At 51.4% G+C, this 22,872-nt stretch carries 18 protein-coding genes; 12 read left to right on the top strand and 6 right to left on the bottom strand.

Annotated features, from left to right (window positions below):
- Window positions 1–95 precede the first annotated feature (95 nt).
- Window positions 96–1,232, top strand: a complete 1,137-nt coding sequence (locus tag AB5Y84_RS13050) for an ISAs1 family transposase (RefSeq protein WP_024943479.1) — start codon at window positions 96–98, stop codon at window positions 1,230–1,232.
- 161 nt (window positions 1,233–1,393) lie between these two features.
- Here the strand turns inward: AB5Y84_RS13050 and AB5Y84_RS13055 are convergent, their stop codons facing one another.
- Window positions 1,394–1,573 carry a helix-turn-helix transcriptional regulator gene (locus AB5Y84_RS13055; protein ID WP_368177105.1) on the bottom strand — a complete coding sequence of 60 codons (180 nt, stop codon included), beginning with the start codon at window positions 1,571–1,573 and terminating at the stop codon, window positions 1,394–1,396.
- A gap of 517 nt (window positions 1,574–2,090) precedes the next feature.
- Here AB5Y84_RS13055 and AB5Y84_RS13060 point away from each other — a divergent pair.
- Window positions 2,091–3,461: an SVAGG family GlyGly-CTERM protein gene (locus AB5Y84_RS13060; protein ID WP_368177106.1), complete on the top strand. Its 1,371-nt coding sequence runs from the start codon at window positions 2,091–2,093 to the stop codon at window positions 3,459–3,461.
- A gap of 242 nt (window positions 3,462–3,703) precedes the next feature.
- Here the strand turns inward: AB5Y84_RS13060 and AB5Y84_RS13065 are convergent, their stop codons facing one another.
- The gene (locus tag AB5Y84_RS13065) at window positions 3,704–4,627 is read right to left on the bottom strand and encodes a WYL domain-containing protein (RefSeq protein ID WP_047435310.1); all 924 of its coding nucleotides are present in this window, start codon (window positions 4,625–4,627) and stop codon (window positions 3,704–3,706) included.
- Between the two features lie 100 nt (window positions 4,628–4,727).
- Between AB5Y84_RS13065 and AB5Y84_RS13070 the strand changes: the two genes are divergently transcribed.
- Together AB5Y84_RS13070 and AB5Y84_RS13075 are read left to right on the top strand one after the other, a co-directional pair.
- Entirely contained in the window at window positions 4,728–5,018 is a 291-nt protein-coding gene (locus AB5Y84_RS13070; RefSeq protein WP_368177107.1) for a DUF4258 domain-containing protein, read from the top strand.
- Between the two features lie 6 nt (window positions 5,019–5,024).
- Window positions 5,025–5,663, top strand: a complete 639-nt coding sequence (locus AB5Y84_RS13075; RefSeq protein WP_368177108.1) for an ADP-ribosylglycohydrolase — start codon at window positions 5,025–5,027, stop codon at window positions 5,661–5,663.
- A 38-nt stretch (window positions 5,664–5,701) separates the two neighbouring features.
- On the opposite strand, the gene AB5Y84_RS13080 is transcribed toward AB5Y84_RS13075, so the two are convergent.
- Both AB5Y84_RS13080 and AB5Y84_RS13085 read right to left on the bottom strand, forming a co-directional pair.
- Complete coding sequence (locus AB5Y84_RS13080; protein WP_368177109.1) at window positions 5,702–6,358, bottom strand: hypothetical protein; 657 nt, start codon at window positions 6,356–6,358, stop codon at window positions 5,702–5,704.
- Window positions 6,359–6,478: 120 nt separating this feature from the next.
- Entirely contained in the window at window positions 6,479–6,601 is a 123-nt protein-coding gene (locus tag AB5Y84_RS13085; protein WP_257621997.1) for a hypothetical protein, read from the bottom strand.
- 310 nt (window positions 6,602–6,911) lie between these two features.
- Between AB5Y84_RS13085 and AB5Y84_RS13090 the strand changes: the two genes are divergently transcribed.
- From AB5Y84_RS13090 to AB5Y84_RS13125, 8 genes are all read left to right on the top strand, one after another.
- Window positions 6,912–7,319 (top strand): hypothetical protein, encoded by a 408-nt coding sequence (locus tag AB5Y84_RS13090; RefSeq protein ID WP_235664706.1) that lies wholly within the window; start codon window positions 6,912–6,914, stop codon window positions 7,317–7,319.
- A gap of 186 nt (window positions 7,320–7,505) precedes the next feature.
- Window positions 7,506–9,968, top strand: a complete 2,463-nt coding sequence (locus tag AB5Y84_RS13095; protein ID WP_368177110.1) for an N-6 DNA methylase — start codon at window positions 7,506–7,508, stop codon at window positions 9,966–9,968.
- Window positions 9,968–11,308 (top strand): restriction endonuclease subunit S, encoded by a 1,341-nt coding sequence (locus tag AB5Y84_RS13100; RefSeq protein WP_368177111.1) that lies wholly within the window; start codon window positions 9,968–9,970, stop codon window positions 11,306–11,308. The genes AB5Y84_RS13095 and AB5Y84_RS13100 overlap by 1 nt, the downstream gene beginning before the upstream one ends.
- Window positions 11,305–12,753: a DUF262 domain-containing protein gene (locus AB5Y84_RS13105; RefSeq protein WP_368177112.1), complete on the top strand. Its 1,449-nt coding sequence runs from the start codon at window positions 11,305–11,307 to the stop codon at window positions 12,751–12,753. The genes AB5Y84_RS13100 and AB5Y84_RS13105 overlap by 4 nt, the downstream gene beginning before the upstream one ends.
- A 1-nt stretch (window position 12,754) precedes the next feature.
- On the top strand, window positions 12,755–14,800 hold the full coding sequence (locus tag AB5Y84_RS13110) for a DUF262 domain-containing protein (protein WP_368177113.1): 2,046 nt from the start codon (window positions 12,755–12,757) through the stop codon (window positions 14,798–14,800).
- Between the two features lie 116 nt (window positions 14,801–14,916).
- Window positions 14,917–18,021 carry a type I restriction endonuclease subunit R gene (locus tag AB5Y84_RS13115; protein WP_368177114.1) on the top strand — a complete coding sequence of 1,035 codons (3,105 nt, stop codon included), beginning with the start codon at window positions 14,917–14,919 and terminating at the stop codon, window positions 18,019–18,021.
- Window positions 18,021–18,734: a M48 family metallopeptidase gene (locus AB5Y84_RS13120; RefSeq protein ID WP_241416268.1), complete on the top strand. Its 714-nt coding sequence runs from the start codon at window positions 18,021–18,023 to the stop codon at window positions 18,732–18,734. Before AB5Y84_RS13115 ends, AB5Y84_RS13120 begins: the two co-directional genes overlap by 1 nt.
- Window positions 18,735–19,799: a hypothetical protein gene (locus tag AB5Y84_RS13125; protein WP_368177115.1), complete on the top strand. Its 1,065-nt coding sequence runs from the start codon at window positions 18,735–18,737 to the stop codon at window positions 19,797–19,799.
- Window positions 19,800–19,936: 137 nt separating this feature from the next.
- Here the strand turns inward: AB5Y84_RS13125 and AB5Y84_RS13130 are convergent, their stop codons facing one another.
- Both AB5Y84_RS13130 and AB5Y84_RS13135 read right to left on the bottom strand, forming a co-directional pair.
- Window positions 19,937–20,092: a hypothetical protein gene (locus tag AB5Y84_RS13130; RefSeq protein ID WP_201984444.1), complete on the bottom strand. Its 156-nt coding sequence runs from the start codon at window positions 20,090–20,092 to the stop codon at window positions 19,937–19,939.
- Between the two features lie 1,083 nt (window positions 20,093–21,175).
- Entirely contained in the window at window positions 21,176–22,789 is a 1,614-nt protein-coding gene (locus AB5Y84_RS13135; protein WP_368176411.1) for an IS1634 family transposase, read from the bottom strand.
- Window positions 22,790–22,872 lie beyond the last annotated feature (83 nt).

The raw sequence follows: 22,872 nt of genomic DNA on the forward strand, positions 1-22,872 counted from the left end.
CAGGGCAAGATCGCGAACGTTTTTTAAGCAGGGCACGAGGATTTGACCGACCGAACAGGGTGTGATCTTATACTCTCTTTTACGGGAGTTTCGTCATGAACCATCAAGCGGCATTTACCCAATTCTTCTCCGAACTTGAAGACCCTCGTCAGACAACCAAAATCGCGTACCCCTTCTTCGATGTGGTTTTTCTCACCGTCTGTGCTGCTATTGGTGGAGCTCAAGGTTGGGAAGATATCGAGCTTTTCGGCGAGGCACATCTGGAATGGTTTCAGCGTAATGGATTGTTTCATAACGGATTACCTGTTCACGACACCATAGCCAGGATCATCTCCCGTATTCAACCGGAGCAATTCCAGAACGCCTTCGTCCGCTGGATGCAAGCAACATCAGAACGTACCGATGGTGAGCTGATTGCCATTGACGGCAAGACCTTACGCAGCTCTTACGACCGAGACAGTCGTCAGTCTACCATTCATATGGTCAGTGCCTTTGCCGCTGAGAATCGTCTGGTGCTCGGGCAAGTCAAAACAGATGAGAAATCTAACGAAATCACCGCCATTCCTGAATTACTGGCACTCCTCGATATAAAAGGCTGCCTGGTATCCATCGATGCCATGGGCTGCCAGACTGGAATAGCCTCAACCATAGTCAAGGGCGGTGGCGACTACTTGCTGGCGGTAAAAGGTAACCAGCCCACACTGCATAATGCAGTACGCGCAGCTCTGGCCGAGTCGACCAAGAAGCCGCTGAGTGAAGAAACGCTCAGTGTCGAGAAAGAGCACGGTCGCATCGATGGCCGCGAGTACCATGTGTTACCAGCCGGAGCACTATCAGAGCAATTTCCAGAGTGGAAATCGCTGAAGACTGTCGGTGTCGCAATATCCTATCGAATTGAAAATATGGAAAAATTTTCGATGGAGTATCGCTACTACATCAGCTCGGCTGAACTGACACCAGAGCAGTTTGCTTCAGCGGTACGAGGGCACTGGGCAATTGAAAATAGCCTGCACTGGGTTCTGGATGTCGTGATGAATGAGGATGCCTGCCAGATATATCGAGGTGATGCCCCTCAAATATTGGCCTGTGCACGACACATGGCGCAAAACATGCTGCGAGCCGAAACCAGCCGTAAGGCAAGCTTGCGGAAGAAGCAGCAATTTGCGGGCATGAGCAGCCCATATCTGGAAAAGGTATTGGATTCAGGGCTGGCTGAATTGAAGTCAATTTAACAATATGTTCACGCTCTCGCCCTGGGCTATATACAATCTACATGACTGGATTGATGAGCAACGTGAGGCATATGAATTATGGGATAAAAAATTAATGGAGGCAGTAAAATCATTGCGGGAGCTCTAAATATAACCGAACCAAAGTTGATGTAATTCATCATCTAAGATGAGTGATTTTCCCTTGATATCCAATTATTTACCGCTGCGACAGAATAAAAGCCCTTATTGATAGGTGGTGGGAACTTGTCTTCTTTAATCCATCTATACAGCGTCGATCTTGATATGCCAAGTTTTTTTAATAGTGTTTTTGTCCTTATTAGTGCTGGTTCATTGTTGTTCATATGGCCTCCTATTTTTTTAGGAGGTTAAACATGATTGGTATATGTGTCAATTTACCATATTTTTAGACGGCTTGCTTTTATGATATAGAAAAACAAGTAGTCATTTTCATACTGCGAAAATCAATGCAATAATTGTTTTTGTGTATTATAAAAGCAATGGAAATAGCTATGGAACAATATGGCTTATGGTCATGATATGTAAATTTCAATAACATTTTTGACTCCTTTTAACTCTCGATGGTTGGGTATGGAGTGTGTTCGTGTTGTTAAGTCAACGGGTGGCTCTATTCATTATTGGTAGAGTTGAAAAAGCGATTGAATAGGTTAGCCACGAGGGGGTAATAAAAGTGGGGGTTAAGCAGAGAGTTAATAAAGTCTTTGTGTTTCATGGGATTGTGAATCCGTTCACAAATCATGACGTTTTTTTAAAAACATAATGTCACGTATTGCAAACTGGATTCGTTGGAGTATTTTTTTGCGGTTTCATATGGTTATACTAGTTCCGGAGAAACTGTTGATGTCAAAGCTACTCCTTATGGCTGCAACCTTGGTTGCAAGCAATGCGGTGATGGCCACTACGGTTATTGATGTAAACGTAATGGTTCCTAAATCCATCGTTGATCAAGATGGTGCCGAAAAAGTGTTTAACACCATTCACCAGCGTGTAGCGGCTATGGACGAGTATTACACCAGTCAGCGCACCGGCATCGTCAAAAATGACAATCCTGAGAACCTGCATTTCGAGGTGAAGCAGATCCTCGTTATGAGCGATACCGTCCTGAACCCGACGTGTAAAACAGGCTACTCAGCCGCGGTTGTTCTGCTCAACGAAAAGGTGATCGGTGTTCGTAGCTCTTATGGCCCGAACTTCGGCATCATGGCGCCTCCGCTGTGGGACGGTGTATGCACCAACGAGCAGGACATTCAAGACCTGACCTTCGCTGCGCACAGCTCTGGTGCCGATATGTGGATCACCACAAAGGGCGGCCCTGATGGCAAGTTTGATGGGATGGCTACTTCCGGCGCTGATTTTATGGTGAGTCGTTATGACACCACCCCTGATACCTACGCACATGAAGCCTTCCACCTGTTCGGCGCAGAAGATCTTTACAACCGTAAAGGTGCAGAAGGATTCTGCGACCAAGGGGGCATCTGGGCTGGTCGTCTGATGTGTGGTTACGGTGATCTGACCAAGAACAACATGTTCGGTGGCAGTCCTTCCGCCATTGACCAAGGGGATATTTACCCGTACGGCCCAAGCGAGAGATATTTGCTCCAAAACTTCTACAACAACCCTGACAGCCCTGATGCCGCTCGCCTGTTGACGATGCCTGATGGCAACCTCCGCGCTTACTACGGATGGACAAAAGGCACTGGTGCAGGCGTCATGCCGAGTGCAGACGTTGCTGATCGCACTTTCACAATGAAAGTAGACAGCACTACCCTGACCAATGTGAAGCCGTATATCGATGTTACCATCACTGCCTCTGGCACTGATGCTGCCGGTAAGCGTCTCTCTGTAGAGCTGTATAGCGAGTCTGGCAGCGCGGTTGTGGGCCAGCACTACAACGATGGTATCTCGCAACTGGTGCGCTTTGACCCGACTACTGGGCAGACTGCACTGGATGCAGCAGGCAACCCGACCTACACAGTGCGCGTGACAGCGCGTGACCTAGCGTTCGTCGGTGCCAAGAGCTTTACCCTCGGCCTGCGTAGCAGTACTGGCGGTAATGTGATTACCCAGCCAATCGTTATCACTGTGCAAGGTGCCAACACTGATGATGGTCGCAACGATGGTGGTGACAACGGTGGCGGTGGTTCGACAGGACCGATCTCATTGCTGACTTTGGTTATCTGCGGGTTGGTTCGCCGGCTTAAAATGTGTTGATAAGCCTTGTACCAATACCTTTTTTCATCATTATGGCAAGGTAGTCAAGCTGCGTTGGCATGGTAGGTCGCCAAAGCACCCAGATGTTATGAGTGTTGCCGAGAATAATTACGGGCGTCACCAAAACACGAATTCCGATTAAACGATTTATTACAGTCAAGGCTCCCGCCATGTCGGGAGCCTTTCTTATTTCTATCTCTCTTTGCCGGATGTGCGGAGAAGTCGGACATCATGGCGCAGGGTTAACTTGGTCGTATTTGTAGGTCTGCACTCTTGAGCTTGAAGGTACACCCTTGCTGGATGAGCTCCTCCCGATTTGCCAGCACCAGCGGGTAGAGCAGGGGATGTTGTTGATGTTCGCCGTTATAGCTCACTTGCATCCGTTCCAGTGCGTAATGCACCAAGGGGATCCGTTGGCTGATCAACAGCTGGTTCCCTGTCATCGCATAGTCTCTGGCAATGATGGCCTGTTGTCCTTCACTGAGCCCGGGATTGGGAACGACTACCGCAGTGACCTGGGTGTTCCACTCCAGATCCTGCTCCCGGCCGTGAGGAGAGGCATCCAGCAGATCCGGTTCGCCCCGAAAACGACTCATCACAAAATCCAGATATTCCCCTTTCTTCTCGCAGTAGGCACGTACGTGCCAGCGGATCCCGTCATAGACCAGGGTATGGGGCACGATATTGCGGCCACTCTGCTCCTCTGAACTGAGGGATACGTAATCGACATCGACCCGCAGTTGGCCGCGCGCCGCCTGCACCAAACCCCGCACAATCTTGGGGTCGATATGGCGGTTCGGCACATCCAGGATCTCGATATGGCCGTAGCGCAAATCCATCAGCGGCAGCGTTAACAGGCCCGCTTCATGTTGGCGCTGGTGCTGCTTTTCACGGTGTAGCAGCATCAGGTACTCATCCACTTTTCCCTCACTAAAGCGCGGGACAAAGTGCTCTGTGGGTTTGTATCCCTTCAGGCTTCTGTCATAGACCAGCCCCTCCGGTGAGTAGTGGGTCAGGTAGTGGTTGATATCCCGTGACGCCTGTTGGCGACCGATATTGAAGGCGGTCATCAAATGATTGGTAGTCAGCCGTCCCTCCCACTGCAAGACGATCTCCAACAGACGAAAGCGCAGGGTTTGATCCCAGGTGAGCTCTTTGGGTGCCATACGTGCTCCAAAATGCGACATGTTTATGTAACCAGTATAGGCATGAGTATACAGGCTACATATAATGAGTCCATCGAAATGAGCGCCAAAGGAGCATGTCATGAACGGGAAGCTGGATAGTGCTTACAGCCATCACGCCGCGTGCCGGATGCAGCAGCGCGGTATTGCTCCCGAGCTGGTAGAGCTGCAGCTAAGCATCGGACGTTCTTCTTATCACCAGGGACGCGAACTGGTTTATCTCGATCGCAAAGGCGTGAAGATGCTGCAAGCCGAGTACGGAGTGCCAGCGGAATGCTGCCAGCGGTTGCGCCGTCACTATCTGGTACTGCAAGACGGTGAGATTGTCACCGTCGGTCATAAAACCACCCACTTCAAACGCGATCGTCACTGAGGCGCTATGAACTCAAGACTGTTATCAGGTCAGGCGGCCATGCCCCTGGTCAGGGGGATATATTGCCTACTGACAGCCGAGCGAGCTAGAGAGCTGACCGTTCTGCTTGCCAAAGGCAAGTGTCACCAAGGGGGTGAGACTTCACCACTGGCGGTGGTGACTGCACTGGCTATCCATGTCGAGCAACATCGGCTGGATTACACGTCACAGCCGATCTATCTGGGGCGTGAGCAACTGATGACCGGTGCAGCCGATTTGCTGGGGGAGGATGCCAGCTTTGAAGATCAGGACGCGTTTCGTCTGTTGGCGCTGCTACTCGACAAATTGCTGCGAGGAGGGCGTGGCAGCCGTCAGGCCAAGCTGGATGGACTCACGCCAAGTGTGATGGAGCAGCGGGCGCTGGCGACTATATCCCCGAATAGCGGTGCTGCGGTGCGCGGCAGCTGGCGGCGCAAGTCACGTAATCAGCTGGGCCATGCCAGTTGGCTGGATGTAGTGGAGGCAGCCCTCTGGTGCTTCTGGCATGGTGACTCACTGGCCAGCGGTGAAGTATTGCTCGGCGTGCTACTGGGCAGGGATGAACGGGTGCGGTTGGTCTATGGACTGTTAGCCGGGGCTTTCTATCTGTCAGATCGGACAGATTGAAGCCGCGGCGCCATCGTATCCCGCCATCCTGCGCCTGATTAACCTGCCAGCTCAACCACCGGATAACAGGCATCTCCCCACAGGGTATCGGGATGGGTCATCATCAACTCGATGATCACCGGCACCAGTTTGCCGAGCAGGTTGGCACAATCCTTCAGTTGTTTGCGATTGACCGAGCTGTTCCAGGTCGCACCGCCATGAATTAACTGGTTGCGCAAGGTATAGAGGCGGTTAAACACCACGCCCAGCAACTGTGGGGTGTTACTGCTGGCGAGGGCCTGGTTTGCCATCATCTTGCCTTGTGCCAGCCGCTCCTTCCACTGAGCTTCGCTTATTTTGCCGCTGTGATAATCCCAGAAGCCTTGCAGTACAAACGGGGTATCCAGCAGTATGCGGATACTGCCAGAGAACTCCTGCCAAACCAGATGCTCGATCTTTTTGTGCTCATCCAGATCGCACAGTTTCTCCAGAAAGCCTTTGAAGGTCTCCTGTTCAGAGAGGCGACGATCGTCATCGATTTCAGTGGCATAAGCCGCATTGAACGCAATCCAGAGAAAGATAAAGCGGCCATCTTCATCTTCGGCCATTTCAGCACGTTGCAGCCAGCTTAAGGCACGATGAACTCGCAGGTTGAGGTTGCTGGGAGAGTGTTCACGCAGAGTCCGGTGACGAGTTTTCAACTGTTCAAAATTCAACGACGATCTCCTTCTCAATCAGATGAATAGCCAGCTTTGACAACCAGACTCTCTGTCCTGCTGCTTGATCATCAGGTTGATGAAGAACTGGCTGGAATAGCAATGTGGTGATAGCAGCGGCTACTTGCGGATGACACCCTTCAGCGTTGCAATGGCCAGCTCCACCATGGTGGCCGACGATTGTTCCAGTGGGGCATGGTGGCACTCGGGACAGGCCTCAAACCAGGTGTGGCCACGTACCATAACATCGCTCTTGGGAACAACCGTCTTGTGCCAGCCACAGGTTGGACAGCGATAAGTAGAAGGGGGTGGTTGTATCGGCATGATATCCCTCAGGCAAGTTCCATTTGGCCTAGAGTAACACGGCTCAAATTATTGCAGTGAGCTCCTTGTTCACACTCTTTAGAGTCAAAGTTGTATCCGCCTGAAAACACGACATGTGCAAAACCCCAGTATCGAAGCTGTGCGGCTGGCCCGCTATAGTCAGCCGAGTTCACATCAGAGGGGATATGCGATGAGTAACCAACCCTGCTTTTGGTTAGCGACACGCCCGTTGTCATTACTCGCCCTGTTGCTGGGCCTAACGCCGCAAATCGTGTTTGCTGCAGACTGCACCTATCGGGAGAATGCGCTGGGCAACACTATCTACCAGTGTGATGATGGCAAACAGGGCACTCTGCGTGAGGATGCACTGGGCAACATCAAAGACTCGGGTACCGGCATCACCTGGCGCACCGATCCGTTGGGCAACCTCAAGGGCAGCGATGGCACCACCTACCGCAAAGACGCACTGGGCCATGTGCGTGGCAGCAATGCCAAAACCGGCGAACGGGTGACGTGGCGTGAGGATAGTCTCGGTAACCTGCGTGCCTCCGATGGCACCGTCTGCCGAACCAACGCGCTGGAGCAACTCAAATGCCGTGGCGAGAGTACACCGCCAGCCTTGCTTGAAGGCAAATGATGGCTTTTGCAGCAAATGGTCTGCGTATCACCCCTGATGTGATATCAGGCATGGTTGCAACGGGGCCAAGTGGGTAAACTCGTCGGCAATATTTGGCACCGCAACCGGTAAGGTTGTGAAGCTCAGCCTCTTTTCGTTTTCCATGCGCCCTTGGCGCAAACTGACTCTTATCGGAATACCTGACTCATGGCTATCAAGAAGAACGAACTCTACTCCTCCCTCTGGGCTGGCTGCGATGAGCTGCGCGGCGGGATGGATGCCTCCCAGTACAAGGACTATGTGCTGACCCTGCTGTTTGTGAAATACGTCTCCGATAAGGCCAAGGGCAACCCGTACGCCATGATCGAGGTACCAGCCGGGGCGAGCTTTGACGACATGGTGGCGCTCAAGGGCAGCAAGGAGATAGGCGAGGGGATCAACACCATCATCAGTGCGCTGGCGACCGCCAACGATCTGCAAGGGGTGATCACCATTGCCGACTTCAACGATGAAGACAAACTCGGCAAGGGCAAGGAGATGATCGACCGCCTCTCCAAGCTGGTGGCTATCTTCGAGGGGCTGGATTTGTCGGCCAACCGTACCGAAGGGGATGACCTGCTGGGTGATGCCTACGAATACCTGATGCGCCACTTCGCCACCGAGTCGGGCAAGTCCAAGGGACAGTTCTACACCCCGGCCGAGGTGTCACGTATTCTGGCCAAGGTGATTGGCATCAGCCGTCAGACCCCGCAAGATGCCACCGTCTACGACCCCACCTGCGGTTCGGGCTCCTTGCTGCTCAAGGCGAGCGACGAGGCCGGCCCCAAGGGACTGAGTATTTACGGACAGGAGATGGACAACGCCACCAGTGCGCTGGCGCGGATGAACATGATCCTGCACGACAACCCCACTGCAGCAATCTGGAAGGGCAACACCCTGGCCGCACCCCAATGGAAGGAGGGCAACAACCAGCTCAAAACCTTTGACTTCGCCGTAGCCAACCCGCCCTTCTCCAACAAAAACTGGACCAGCGGCCTCGATGCTGAACACGACGAGTTCGGCCGCTTTGTCTGGGGTGTGCCGCCAGAGAAAAACGGCGATTACGCCTTTTTGCTGCACATCATCAAGAGCCTGAAGAGTACCGGCAAGGGCGCCGTGATCCTGCCCCACGGCGTGCTGTTTCGCGGTAATGCCGAGGCGCGTATCCGCGAGAACCTGCTGAAACAAGGCTATATCAAGGGGATCATTGGTCTGCCTGCCAACCTCTTCTACGGTACCGGTATTCCCGCCTGCATCATCGTCATCGATAAAGAGAGCGCCCACTCCCGCGCCTTCAATGCTCTGGCTGGCAATGAGCAAGGGCTGTTTATGATCGATGCCAGCAAAGGCTTTATCAAAGATGGCAACAAGAACCGGCTGCGCGAGCAGGACATCCACAAGATTGTCGACACCTTCACCCGTGGCCTGACCCTGGAGGGTTACAGCCGCTGGGTACCGCTTGGCGAGATCGCCCGCAACGACTACAACCTCAATATCCCGCGCTATATCGATGGCAGCGAAGGGGAAGACCTGCACGATCTGGCCGGTCACCTGCAAGGGGGGATCCCCGAGCGCGATATCGCGGCGCTTGGCCCCTACTGGCGGGTATTCCCGACCCTCAAGGCTACCCTGTTTGCCCCGCTGCGGCCCGGTTACAGTGAGGCGCGGGTAGCCGCCGCCAAGGTCAAGAGCACCATACTGGCCTGTGAGGAGTTTGCCCGCTTCAAACAGGCGGCCCTGGCGCCGTTCGCCCAGTGGTTTAGCGAGTGCCAGTTCGGCGAGTTTGCCAAAGGTGACTCGCCCAAGGCGTTGATCGACGAGGTGAGTGAAGCACTGCTTGAGCACTACCGCGCGAGCACCGAGGCGACCGGTGAGCTGCTCGATCCCTACGCCATCTATCAGCTGCTGATGGACTACTGGCAGAACCAATTGCAAGACGATCTCTATGTGCTCTCTCAGGATGGCTGGCCTGCAGGTCGGGTACTGCGCGAGCTGATTGCCGACAAGGGCGAAAAGATCAAAGAGAGCCCAGATCTGGTGATTGGCAAGGCCAAGTACAAGGCGGAGCTGATCCCACCCGCCTTGCTGGTGGCCCGCTTCTTTGTCAATGAACAAAAAGAGCTCGATACCCTGCAAGCCGCGCTTGATGAGGCCTGCCAGGCACTGGAGAGCTTTATCGAGGAGCAGAGCGGGGAAGAGGGCGGTCTGGTCGAGGCGATGAACGACAAGGAGAAGGTCACCGCCGCCAGCGTCAAAGCGCGCATCAAGGCCGCCACCGACAAGGAGGAGCTGGTTGCGCTGAAGCAGGCGCAGCAGCTGTTCGACGCCGAGACCCGGGCCAAGAAAGCCCACAAAGAGGCCAGCGACGCCCTCGATAAAGCGGTGTTTGCCCACTACCCCAAACTGCAGGATAACGAGATTAAAACCCTGCTGGTGGAAGATAAATGGCAGGCAAGCCTGCGCGGCGCGCTGGAAGCCGAGATTGAGCGGGTCACCCAGCAGTTGGCGAATCGGGTCAAGGAGTTGGAGGAGCGCTATAGCAGTTCCCTGCCACAACTCACCCAAAACGTGAGCGAGCTGGAGACCAAGGTGGCGGCCCATTTGAAGGCCATGGGGCTGGAGTGGGCATAATGGCAAAGCAGATGATGCAGGATAAAGCGAGCGAAATGGCGGCCACTCAGACCGTTCCTACAGGTTATAAGCAGACCGAGGTGGGGGTTATTCCTGAAGACTGGGATATTAAAGAACTCCAGCAGATATGTCGGGTACCGATCACTTATGGAATTGTTCAATGTGGTCCACATATTGTGAACGGTATCCCATATATTCGTGTATCAGATATGACAGCAAGAGAGCTCGATATCGATGGGATGCAAAGAACCAGTCCACAAATTGCAGCTGCATTTGCACGTTCAACTGTTGATGAAGGCGATATTGTTTACGCACTGCGTGGAAAATTAGGCTTTGTAAGAAGTGTGCCGTCCTCTGTTGCCGGGGCTAATTTAACGCAGGGGACGGCTAGAATATCCCCTGTTCCTAATGTATTCGGTAGATATGTTTTTTGGGCGTTGCAGAGTCCTAGATCTTTAGAACAGGCAACTCAGGGGGCAAAAGGTAGTACGTTTGTCGAGATAACCCTAGCAAGTTTGAAAGAAATTAAAATCCCAGTGCCTCGCTATAAAGAAGAGCAAAAAGTAATTGCAGATGCTCTTTCGGATATTGATGAGCTGATAGCAGGTTTGGAGCAACTAATAGCCAAGAAGCAGGCCATCAAGACCGCCACCATGCAGCAACTGCTGACCGGTCGTACCCGCCTGCCGCAGTTCGCCCTACGCCCTGATGGTACCACAAAAGGTTATAAAACCAGCGAGCTGGGACAAATTCCTGAGGATTGGGATGCAACAACATTAGGTGATATCTCTGAAGTTTGTATGTGTAAACGTATATTTTCCGGTCAGACAGTGGAAGTTGGTGAGATACCTTTCTATAAAATAGGAACCTTTGGTGGAGAGCCTGATGCATATATCTCTGTTTCTTTATATAAGAAGTTTAGAGATAAATACTCATTTCCTGAAAAGGGAGATGTACTGATATCTGCAGCAGGTACTTTGGGTAAAACTGTTATTTATGATGGATGTTCTGCATACTTTCAAGACTCAAACATTGTCTGGTTGAAAATCGATAAAAGCAAGATTTGTAATGAGTATTTATATCACGCTTATAAATTGATTCGGTGGGCCTCACCAGAGGGCAGTACCATATCAAGGCTATATAACGGAATTATCCGTGCAACGATGATAGTAATCCCCACATTACTCGAACAAACCACCATCGCTACCATTCTCTCCGATATGGATAGCGAGCTCACAGCGCTGGAGCAGAAGCTGGCCAAGGCCCGTGATGTGAAGCAGGGAATGATGCAGCAGTTGTTGACCGGCCGTATCCGCCTGCCACTGGAGGTGGGGGTATGACACAAGCGCAGCCTGTTGACGTTACTGTTCAGGGATTTAATGAGCTGTGCAGTAAGGGCGCCGCATTACAACTCGATCACTATCAGCGACCCTATGTGTGGGACTCAATCAAGGTTAATCAACTGCTGAGCGATTTACACGAGTTCAGACGCTCTAGCAAGGAGCAGGCCTATTACCTCGGCACTGTGTTGCTGCATCGTAATGATGAGAAGCAGGTCAGATTTGTGATCGATGGCCAGCAGCGGCTCAGTACGCTGGCGGTGCTGTATTACACCTTGTGTGGTTCGCTACCTGAGGGGTTAGCGTTTCATTATCGATCCCCCATTTCGGCGCGCAACCTGCACGAGGCGCGCCAACTGATGGTTGAGCGAAGCAATATTGAGCTGGACCCCTCTATCTTTAAGCAGTTGCGTTTCACCGTGATCACGGTAGAGCGTGAAGATCTTGCGTTTACCTTTTTCGATACTCAGAACCATCGTGGTGTACCACTGAATGCCACCGACTTGCTCAAGGCTTATCATTTGCGAGCAGTTACTGGTCCGCATACCGAATCGCTACAACAGGTCTGTGCCCGGCGTTGGGAGTCGGTGCAAGTGGCGGGCCCTTATCGACAAGCTGGCAAGCGGCAGGATTATGCCCCCGAACTGTTTGCGCAATTTTTGTGGCGTGCCCGTAACTGGCGGGGCAACAAGTATATTGAGCGCGAAGATCATGATCGTTTGCTGGAGACTTTTCAGCAGCAAAGTATCGGGGGGGTTGAGAGCGACGAGGTGCCGCTCTATCCGGGGTACCACAATCAGTTTGCCAGCGCTCTCAAATTGCAGGGCAGCAACGATTATCGATTGGCTCTGACCCCTGTTCAGGTGGGGGGAAGTGCAGCCAGTTTGCCGTTCACCTTGCGTCAGCCCATTCACAAGGGCGTGGGTTTCTTCCTCTATGCACAAAAATATGCGGCGTTGCTCGATGCGTTGTTGTATCAGGAGAGCGCCAACCTGGAGTTGACGGCATTTCGTGAGTTTTACCGCCGGGTTGTATGCGTCAATGCCTATTACTTGCAAGAGCTCTTCAAGCTGGCCTTGTTGATGTATGTCGATCGCTTTGGCTATCAACGGTTATTGGCATTTGCCGTGGGGCTTGAACTGGTTCTGGGCGGGCTGCGGCTGGAAAAGCAATACATCTTCAAGGAGTCGCCGCTCAAGTACCTGCGAGATGCCCCCTATAACCTGCTCGATGAGATATGCGGTGCCTATCGCCCGGAAGAGGTGATGGCATTTTTAAGATCTGAAATTGAACGTTCAGAGGGATACAAGAAGGTCAGCAACATTACCTCCCAGAAGGGTGTACAGGGCTGTTATCTGGCCGCATTGCTGGGCTATTTCCAGCTTGACGCTGCCCCTGAGGGTAAAAATTGGGTGCTTTCCTGTTGGCTGAAGATGGAAAAATAAGATGCAACATGAATCAAAATTGACCACCTTGGCCGACATCATTGCAGATAAGCGCCTTTTCAATATCCCTATCTATCAACGCCTTTACGTGTGGGGCAGTGATCAGATCAAAGTTCTGCTCGATGATCTGGTTGCGGCCTGCGAGGCAGACAAGGACGTGTTTTACCTGGGGGGGACACTGGTCATTGAACAGGGGAAGACTGCATGTGGGCATCCTTTGCTGGATCTTATCGATGGCCAGCAACGTTTTACGACCTTGTGGCTGCTGAGTGTGGTGATGGAGCGTCTGCTCCCACCCTCAAGGGACGAGCAAACCGCTCATAACCCTTTGACCGATTTTCGCTGTGCCTGGTTTGGGGATAGTCGTGAACCACGTATCCGGTTCGCTATTCGTCCCGGTGTTAGCCGCTTTTTCACGGCGTTGCTTGATGGCCGCGCTGTGCCTGATGAGCCGCAAGCATCGGCGTTGAGCTATGCGATGCAGGTGATGGAGGGGTATTTCTCAGACAGGACTGATGAACGTAGCCGTGTTGATCTTGTCAAACTGGGCCGTTTTATTCGTGAGCGGGTACAACTGGTTCTGACCCGGGTTCCCGCTAACACGGATCTCAACAAGTTGTTTGAGGTTATCAATAATCGCGGTGTGCAATTGCAGCATCATGAAATTCTGAAGGCTCGCTTGCTGGCATTGTTGCCAGAGAGAAGTGAACGGGAAGTTTATGGTCAGATGTGGGATGCATGCTCGTTTATGGGGGCCTATGTCGAGAAGAATCTGCGTACCGTCAAGGGGCTAAAACTTATACCTCTTTATGATGCGGATGAAGCAAAACGCGATCAGGAGCGGCTCGCAGATCCCCTGGCTGTACGTGATGCCTTGTTGGCGCTTGATAATCAGCAGGACATCAAGCCTCATTCACTGGAAGAGATCCTCAATGGTGCGGCACTCCTGACGGAGCTATCCAGTGGGGACGCAAAAAATGAGGAGGAGTATGAGGCGGATGATGTGCGTAGCGTTATTGGCTTCCCCATGTTGTTGCAGCATGTGTTACGCCTCTTTTTGTTACGGTCGCAGCGTGACGACATCAACAAGATCCTGGACAAAGAGTTGTTACAGATTTTCCAGAGCCACTGGCTGGAAGGGCTGTCCCAGTGTGACAAGCAGAAGCAGGCCAATGAGGTGCGTTATTTTATCGAGCTGTTGTGGCGCTGCCGCTATCTGTTCGATAAACACGTCATCAAGTGGATCAGCGATGAAAATAATGAAGAAAATCATGGTATTCGCCGGCTCAGGGTTAATGAAAGCCGAGGCTACCGGAGCCTGATCCGAGATAGCCGTGATGCCGAAAGCAACTTTGCCATGCTGCAAAGCATGCTCTATCACTCGCAGCAATTGACCACTCATTACTGGTTAACCCCGCTGCTGAATTATCTGTTGGATCATGGCGGTGAAAACGCTCATTGCTATCTCCAGTATCTGGATAACCACCTGTTGTGCAGTGAAAGTGAACAGCCTCTTATCGTGCGAACCCGTGAGTTTGTACTCAATCCATGGAGTCGGGCTTATCCGCTTCGTGATATGCAGGCGGTGCTGACCGCCAATGAGGGGACTGACTTTTCTCATTACTGGTTCTACAAGCTGGAATACATTTTGTGGGATCGCTACCGCACCCAGAAAGGAAGTGCGTGGCAGGCGTTTCGGATGACTGCCAGAAACTCGGTGGAACATGTCTCGCCACAGCAGCCTGAGTCCTTTGACACCAATCAAGTAGCCCCTGAATTACGCGACTGTTTTGGCAATTTGGGTCTGGTGTCACGCAGCATCAACTCGGAATACGGCAACAAGCCCTATGCCGAAAAACGAGCGCGCTTTCGTGAGCGAAATGCCGCAAGGGTTGATTCTCTAAAGTTGGCGCTGATTTATGAACATGAACAGTGGAATGGTGAGCTGGCGCAGGCCCATCAGCAAAAAATGATTGAAGAGTATCAGAAGTATTTTGCGGCTGTTGAACGTTATCCAGGCACCATAGGGACCTCTGCTGAAGAGTGATGTTTATCACTATCAGTCGTTTTGCTCCGGGCGTTTATCAACGACGGTGTTGAGTAACCCTGGAAACCTGATGAGCCCGGTTGGGCTGCTTGGTTTGATTAGAAGGAATGACAACAGTGACAACTGTCGGCCAACGTGAACGAGCTACCCAGCAGCGAGTCGTCCGTTTTTTTAGCGAGACACTGGGCTATCGCTATCTGGGTAACTGGCATACCCGCCCCAACAATCGCAATGTCGAACCTGCTCTGCTGACTGACTGGTTGATGGGCCGTGGTACGGATGCCGCGCTTATTCCCCGAGTCCTGCGCCAGCTGGAGCGGGCGGCTAGCCTGGGGGAGGGGCGTCAGCTCTATGATGCCAATAAAGAGGTCTACCGCCTGTTGCGCTATGGGGTTAAGGAGAAGAGCGGGGCGGGTGAGCAGCATCAGACAGTCTGGCTGGTAGATTGGGCCAATCCTGAGGCTAACGACTTTGCCATCGCCGAGGAGGTGACGGTCGCGGGGGAGAATACCAAGCGGCCGGATCTGGTGCTCTACGTTAACGGTATTGCGCTAGGGGTGATCGAGCTCAAGCGCTCCACCGTCTCTATCGGTGAAGGGATCCGGCAAAACCTCGACAACCAGCAACAGGATTTCATTCGCAATTTTTTCACCACTCAACAGTTGCTCATGGCAGGCAACGACAGCCAGGGCCTGCGGTACGGTACCATCGAAACCCCTGAGAAATATTATCTGGAGTGGAAAGAGGCCGGCTCTTTGCTGGATGGAAATCCGTTGGATCGCCACCTGGCCCAGCTCTGCGATAAGGGGCGCTTTCTTGAGTTAATTCATAACTTTATTGTCTTCGATAGTGGGGTTAAGAAAACCTGTCGCCATAACCAGTATTTTGGTATTACGGCAGCCAAGCGGTTTATTGAATGTCATGAGGGCGGGATCATCTGGCATACCCAGGGCAGCGGTAAAAGCCTGACCATGGTGTGGCTGGCCAAGTGGATCCGAGAGAATGTCGCTGACAGTCGGGTCTTGATCATCACTGACCGTACCGAACTCGATGAGCAGATAGAGAAGGTATTTGCCGGGGTTGAAGAGGAGATCCTGCGTACCAAGAGTGGGGCCGATCTGGTACGCCGTCTTAACGAGGCACACCCTTGGCTGCTTTGCTCTTTGGTACACAAATTTGGCCGACACACGGAAGAAGAAGATGAGGAGGCTGAGCGAGATGACGATGAATTTATCGCCGAGCTCAAAGCCAGCCTGCCGGCTGATTTTGCGGCCAAGGGCAAACTCTTTGTGTTTGTGGATGAGTGCCACCGTACCCAGTCGGGCAAGTTGCATGGGGCCATGAAGAGCATTTTGCCCGAGGCACTTTTTATTGGCTTCACCGGCACCCCCCTGATGAAGAAGGATAAGAAGAAGTCGGTAGAGGTGTTTGGACCCTTCATTCACACCTATAAGTTTGACGAGGCGGTGAGCGATGGGGTGGTGCTGGACTTGCGTTATGAGGCCCGCGACATTGACCAACGGGTCAAGTCCCAGGCCAAGGTGGATGAATGGTTCGAGGTGAAGACCAAGGCGCTCTCCAGGCTTGGTCGCCAGCAGTTAAAAGAGAAGTGGGCCTCGATGCAGAAGCTGCTCTCGAGCCGCTCACGACTCGAGCAGATCGTGGCCGATATTCTGCTCGATTTTGACCGTAAACAGCGCCTGGCGGATGGCCGTGGCAATGCCATGCTGGTGTGCTCCAGTGTCTATCAGGCTTGCAAAAGCTATGAGCTGTTCAGTCAGGCAGGATTTGCTGACAAGTGTGCCATCATCACCAGCTATCAGCCTAATGCCAGTAACATCAAAGGACAGACGACCGGTGCGGGGTTGACCGAAAAGCTGGCCAAATACCATATCTATCGCAAGATGCTGGCGAACTTTTTCGGCCAGAGCGAGGATGAGGCTGGCAAGCGGGTGGAGGAGTTTGAGAAAACGGTCAAACAGCGCTTTATCAAGGAGCCTGGTCGGATGCGGCTGCTGATTGTCGTGGACAAGCTGTTGACCGGTTTCGATGCGCCGTCGGCGACCTACCTTTACATCGATAAAAAGATGGCCGATCACAACCTTTTTCAAGCTATCTGTCGGGTTAACCGGCTCGATGGTGCCGATAAGGAGTATGGCTATATCGTCGATTATAAGGACCTGTTTCGCTCTCTTGAGAAGACCGTCAAGGATTATACGGCCGAGGCGTTTGAAGGCTATGACAAGGAGGATGTCGCTGGGTTACTCAAAGATCGCTTGGCGCAAGGACGGCAGGATCTTGACGACGCTCTGGAGGCAGTGCGAACGCTCTGCGAACCGGTCAAGGCCCCCCGCGAAGAGTTGGATTATCAGCACTACTTCTGCTGTGCTCCGGGAGCAGACGAAGATGAGCTGCTCGACAAGGAGGCGCTGCGTCTAACCCTTTATCAATATGTCGCCAAGCTTATCCGTGCGTTCACCGCTCTGGCGGGGGAGATGGAAGAGGCCGGTTATAGCGCGAGCCAGGCTGCTGCAATCCGTCGTGAGGTGGAGCACTACAGCAAGGTGCGCGACATGATCAAAGTAGCCAGTAATGATCACGTCGATATGAAGCAGTTCGAGCCGGCGATGCGCCAGATGCTGGATCTCTATATTGATGCTGACCCCAGTGAAACCCTGATGGACTTTGAAGAGCTGGGACTGTTGGAGTTGATCATCGAGCGGGGAGCTGAAGGGCTTGAGGGGGCGCCTGAGGGACTGCGTAAAGACCCCGAGGCTATGGCTGAGGCGATTGAAAACAACGTGCGACGGACCATCGTCGACGAGAATCCGGTTAACCCCAAGTACTACGAAAAGATGTCGGTGCTGCTCGATGAGCTGATTGAGCTGCGTCGCTCTCAGGCTATCTCTTACCAGGAGTATCTGGAAAAGGTACGCGAGCTGGCCATGAAGGTGAAACGTCCAGCCAGCGGGGGCGCACAGACCTATCCTGCGAGTGTTGATACCTCAGCCAAGCGTGCGCTCTATGACAATTTGGGCTGCGATGAAGTGCTGGTGACCAAGATCGATACAGCCGTCAGATATACCAAAAAGGCTGACTGGCTCGGTGATCGCTTCAAAGAGCGGGAGGTTGCCTTTGCTATTGCCGAAGAGATCAAAGAGTACGATGTGACAGTCGCAGATGTGATGACCCTGGTAAAAGCCCAGCCGGAGTACCACTGATGGCGTTGGTTACCTTTGGTGAGCTGACGTTCGAGTTGCAGCGCAAGGGCATCAAAAACTTGCACATCAATGTATTGCCCCCTGATGGACGGGTGCGGGTATCCGCGCCTGCTTCTTTGTCAGATACCGCCATTCGTGTTGCAGTGGTGCGAAGACTGGCCTGGATCCGACAGCAGCAGGCGGCGTTTGTTGCCCAGCCGCGTCAGAGCGAGCGCAAGATGTGTAGCGGAGAGACCCATTATCTTTGGGGACGAGGCTACCGACTGGATGTCATCCAGACCGATGGTGACCATAGCGTCAAGTTGCAGGGCGGCTGGATCCGCATGAGAGTGCCCGCTCATTATGATGCAGCTCGTCGCGAGGCATTGTTGCTAGAGTGGTATCGTCAACTTCTACGCCAGCGTCTTCCGGTACTTATTACCAAGTGGCAGGAGATGCTCAAGGTTGCACCTTCTTTTGTCGGTATCAAACGCATGAAGACCATGTGGGGTAGCTGCAAAACAGATACTGCTCGTATCTGGATTAACCTCGAATTAGTCAAGAAGCCTCCTGAATGTCTGGAATTTATTGTTGTTCACGAGATGGTGCATCTGTTAGAGCGCAAACATAACCAGCGATTTATCTCCCTGATGGATTTGCACTTGCCAAATTGGAGAGAGCATCGAGAGAAGCTGAATAAGATGCCACTGGCGTTTAACCGATGGGGCTATTAAATGTTTCTTTATGATCCTGAACAGTATATTGAATGGCTTGGCTATCCTTCACAAGGGGAGTTTTTTCATGGGGTATTTAGCTCGCCATTACTGAATGAAAAAAAGTTGCATGTACCATGTGCAAAAACACTCAAGAAGTTATTTTCATTAAATGAACCAGTAAAGGTAACTCCTCAGGCTGAAAAGTTTTTCCATAGATTAAAAGAATGCCTTGTTTCTCTGGGTGTAGAGCCTGAATACCTGGAGCCGTCATCCGAACCTATTCTGAGGGTTCAGTTCTCTGCTCGGGTTAAATGGCCAGCCTTATTTAACGCGTTACAAGTTAATGGGTATTATCCGCAGGCATGTATACAAGCTAATCATCTGCTTGGTAGATTACTGGAGTTATTAGATAGCTTGGATGGCCTTGAGGGCCAAGAGCGAATTCAGAAAATAATTGATAACGATTGGATATTGTCAAGTCTGACTGAGCTGGGCGTTGGGTCGGTTGTCAATGATTGTGATGTAAGTATAGAGCTTGAAGATAATGAGACTCTGGCTAAAATTTTACATTATCTAAACATCTACATGTTTATTAAGGTGTTTGCCGCGTTTGACGCTGATTTTAACAGCAAGGTATCGATGGAGAATAAGAAGTCTCTATTTTTAAAACTGATGCCTACGTCTCCTCTTGAGGATTGGATACCCCATAAGTCAGGTATATTTGAACCATTGCTTCAGGCTTTTAAGTCTAAGAGGGTTGGTTATCAAGCATTTGCTAAGTATGCTAATTGTAATGAAGACTCTATAAAAACCAACTTGCGTCAGTTTTATGCAAATGAAAGGAATCTGAAATTTAAAACCGTGCAAAAATGGTTCTTTGGTGCATTTGAGGAACTATCACAAAAGAAAGACCTTGACGAAGCTGAAGTACTTAATTACTGTGAGCCGGCTTGGTGTGTTGCGGATATATTGTCCGGATGGATTAAAGTAACGCACTCCTCTGAATTTAATAATGTTCAAGTTACATGCTTTAGTCATTATCAACGATTTTATAATGAAGCGATCGGCAGCAGGGAGCCATAGGCTCCCTGAAAAAATCATTCATCTTCCTCATCAGGACGCTCATCGTAGCCCCGACTCTGCCAATAGGCATCGTGCTCGGGGTTTAATTGACGCGAACGGTTATCGTCGTCATCCTTTTTAGACATGTGATTTCCTTACTATTTCGTTGTTGGTTTTAACGGGGGAACAGCAACAGTTTTTTGTGCGCGAGCGGTGAAGCTGTCTTTACTCACACCACCTCCGTTACTTCGCGCTTCAGCACTATGGATACGTGATACGGCTTCTGGGGTCATTGGCTTTTTGTTATTGCTCATGATGGTTCTCCTTGTCATCTCCAGTGGACTTACTGGATAGCGACAATGTATGAAAATTGAAGCCATCTGACAGGGGGCAAAAAATGGAAATTTTTGTAGGGTCTGGTGCAGAGGGGGGGATGTCGAAATGTTGTGGTCGATAAAACTGACCCCGTTTTCAGTCTGTATTCACCAATTATCGGCTGCTTTACTCCTGAGTCGTCAAGTTGAATAGGTCTGTATATTATAATTACCAGAATTAGATATTGATGGAATCGTTGTTTTTATTATATTTTAGATGCAGGCTTATTCAATTCCCACTCTGGGCAACAATGCGTAATTTATTGGTTTTTTTCGCCAGCAGCTAAAATCTATAGCCCTATCACTTACCTTGAACAAATAACCAAATCAAATATATCATCACAGCGTGATACTAAGTGAGATAATATATGTGGTCACTCAGCATTCATCTTATTTAAGATGGTTTTCTATATAGATTGTATTTAATTTTGAAATACAGGGGATGTAAATGAAGGTCAGAATGAAAAGGTATAATTCTTGAGCATCTACAAGATGGCGTCGAAGGCATACATGAAATGCATAATAAACCATCCCTTGGTCGGGATTCGATTGGGTGCAAAAAGGCGGCTTGGTTATAATTAATGGTATCCCATTGTACTATCTTGGAACAAGATGCTGAGATGAGTATGGAGGGGTTGGTTATTGCATATCCAGTCGATTTATCTTCATAATTTTATATTTTTTCTGAGTTGTCTGTATGGTGAACAGGCTCAGCAAGTCGTTGGGTAGGAGTGTCTGCCACCATATGGCAGCGCAAAAATGTTCATTGCCATATAGTGGCACGGATTTTTGGCATTGAGATAGTAGTTTCATTAGCTTAAGGCCTTGTTTTATAAAGCGCCATTTTTTAATGATTAGGGTTTGTGTACATGATAAAACCATAACGATTTGCATGCAAAAATCTGGGGGGATTTTCGATAAAAATTGCCATAATATGGCAATTGGCCCTTTATATGCCATCAAACAAGGCTTGGAATTAACCTGCATGAAGAATGGTATTTTAACCTACATTCCGCACCTGATTTAGGAATAAATTTGTCGGTAGCGTTCACCCAATACCTCCAAAATGATCTGCTGGTCTCCTGTTAGCTCCGTTATCTGAGGCGGGGCTTCTCCCAGTCGATACTCATGGATGCCACCAAAGCGCAAAAAGATCCAACGGGCGGTTGGCTGCTGGGTCGGCTTCTTTTTCATATCTGCCACACTGCGGTTCTGCGCCACTAACCCCTGCCGGATCCGGTGCTCCAGGGCCGCATAAATCATCAGGCTACAGGTCATCACCATCAGCAACGCTTCAATTCGTTCCGGTTTTTTCAGGTACAGTGAGGAGGTTAAAAATTCCGGGCTCTTGAGAAAACGAAAGCCTCGCTCGACATTCTGCTGTGCCTTATAGGTGGCCAACAGTTCGGCCATGGTCAGCGTGTCGCTGTGGTCATTGGTCGCCAGGATGAACACCCCGGTCTGGTTGCGAGCCGCTTCAACTTGCGCCAAGCTGGTTGCCGCCACACCACTGATGTGAAACTGGTAGCTGACCGGTGCTTCCCCCTTTTTCGGTCTGCCACAACCGGCATAAACGGGGTCACTCACCACCTCGGCATCCAGTTGCAGCAGCATCAAGCTGGCGCTAAAACGACTCAATTCGGCCTGTGCATCCGCTTGGCAGGCAAAGCGTTTGGCACACAATTTGGCGAAGGCTTTGAGCTCGCGGGTGCTCTCTTTAAGCAGGTTTTTAGCCAATGTTTGCTGCTCACGGTTGCTGGCCTGTTCGCTGCGCACCAGCAACCAGCGCTGCGCGACGCCGGCATAATGGGCGGATTGCCAACAGCCATGATAACCATTGCCCAGCGCAACCAGCGACTGGGTGCCAATCGTTGCCACGGCCTGCTTGGCCTCGTTCAACGTGACCGGCACCCGGGTGACAAACAGTTGCTGCTGTTGCGCCAGCAGTTGCAAGGTCTCGGCACAATACAGTGCTGCATCGCCGACCAGATAACGGCAATCCTGCGCAGCCTTGAGGCTGCTCAAGTGGCGACGAACAGTCTGGGCAAAGGCTTTGGTGTCGTTACTGTTGCCACTGAGGGCCTGCATGTAGATGGGTAGCCCGGCCTGATTTTCACAGATGAGTTCCAGGATAACCTGGTTCAGCTCTGGCCGATGATCTCGACTATAACCCCGCACCAATTGCAGCTTACCGATCGTGTCCCCATCGGCCTGGTCATAGGCGCCATCGACGTGGAAGCTGGTGATATCGAGGTGCACTGCGGTGCTGTTGAGCCCCAGTCGCTCAACGACTTGCGCCGCCATCACTTGATACAAGGTGCTGACATCGGCCTCAAAGAGGGCATCGAGACAGCGCCCGAGCACATCATCATTGAGATCATCTGCACAGATCCCGGGGCCAATCAGGCGCTCAACCGGCTTGTTAGCGAAGAATTGTGGGAACATGTGCAGGGTGCTGCTGTGAAAGCCGAGGCCGTTCACTATCATGGCCACCAAAGCGTCACCGTGTGAGACCTTGAAAGGCGGTGTTTTGGGGAGCACCGCATCAATCATGCGGGCAATTCCCAGTTCTTGGCAGAGTGCGGCGACCAAACCAAGGTGATCGAGGTTACGGATAGCGATAGCGGCCATGATGATCTACCTGCAAAAGAGAGTAATAGATCAGAATGGCCGATCGCCGTCAAGCTTTGAAAAAGCCAAAATTAGGTGCGGAATGACGG

Source organism: Aeromonas sp. s11 (assembly GCF_040907945.1).
Lineage (GTDB): Bacteria > Pseudomonadota > Gammaproteobacteria > Enterobacterales > Aeromonadaceae > Aeromonas > Aeromonas veronii.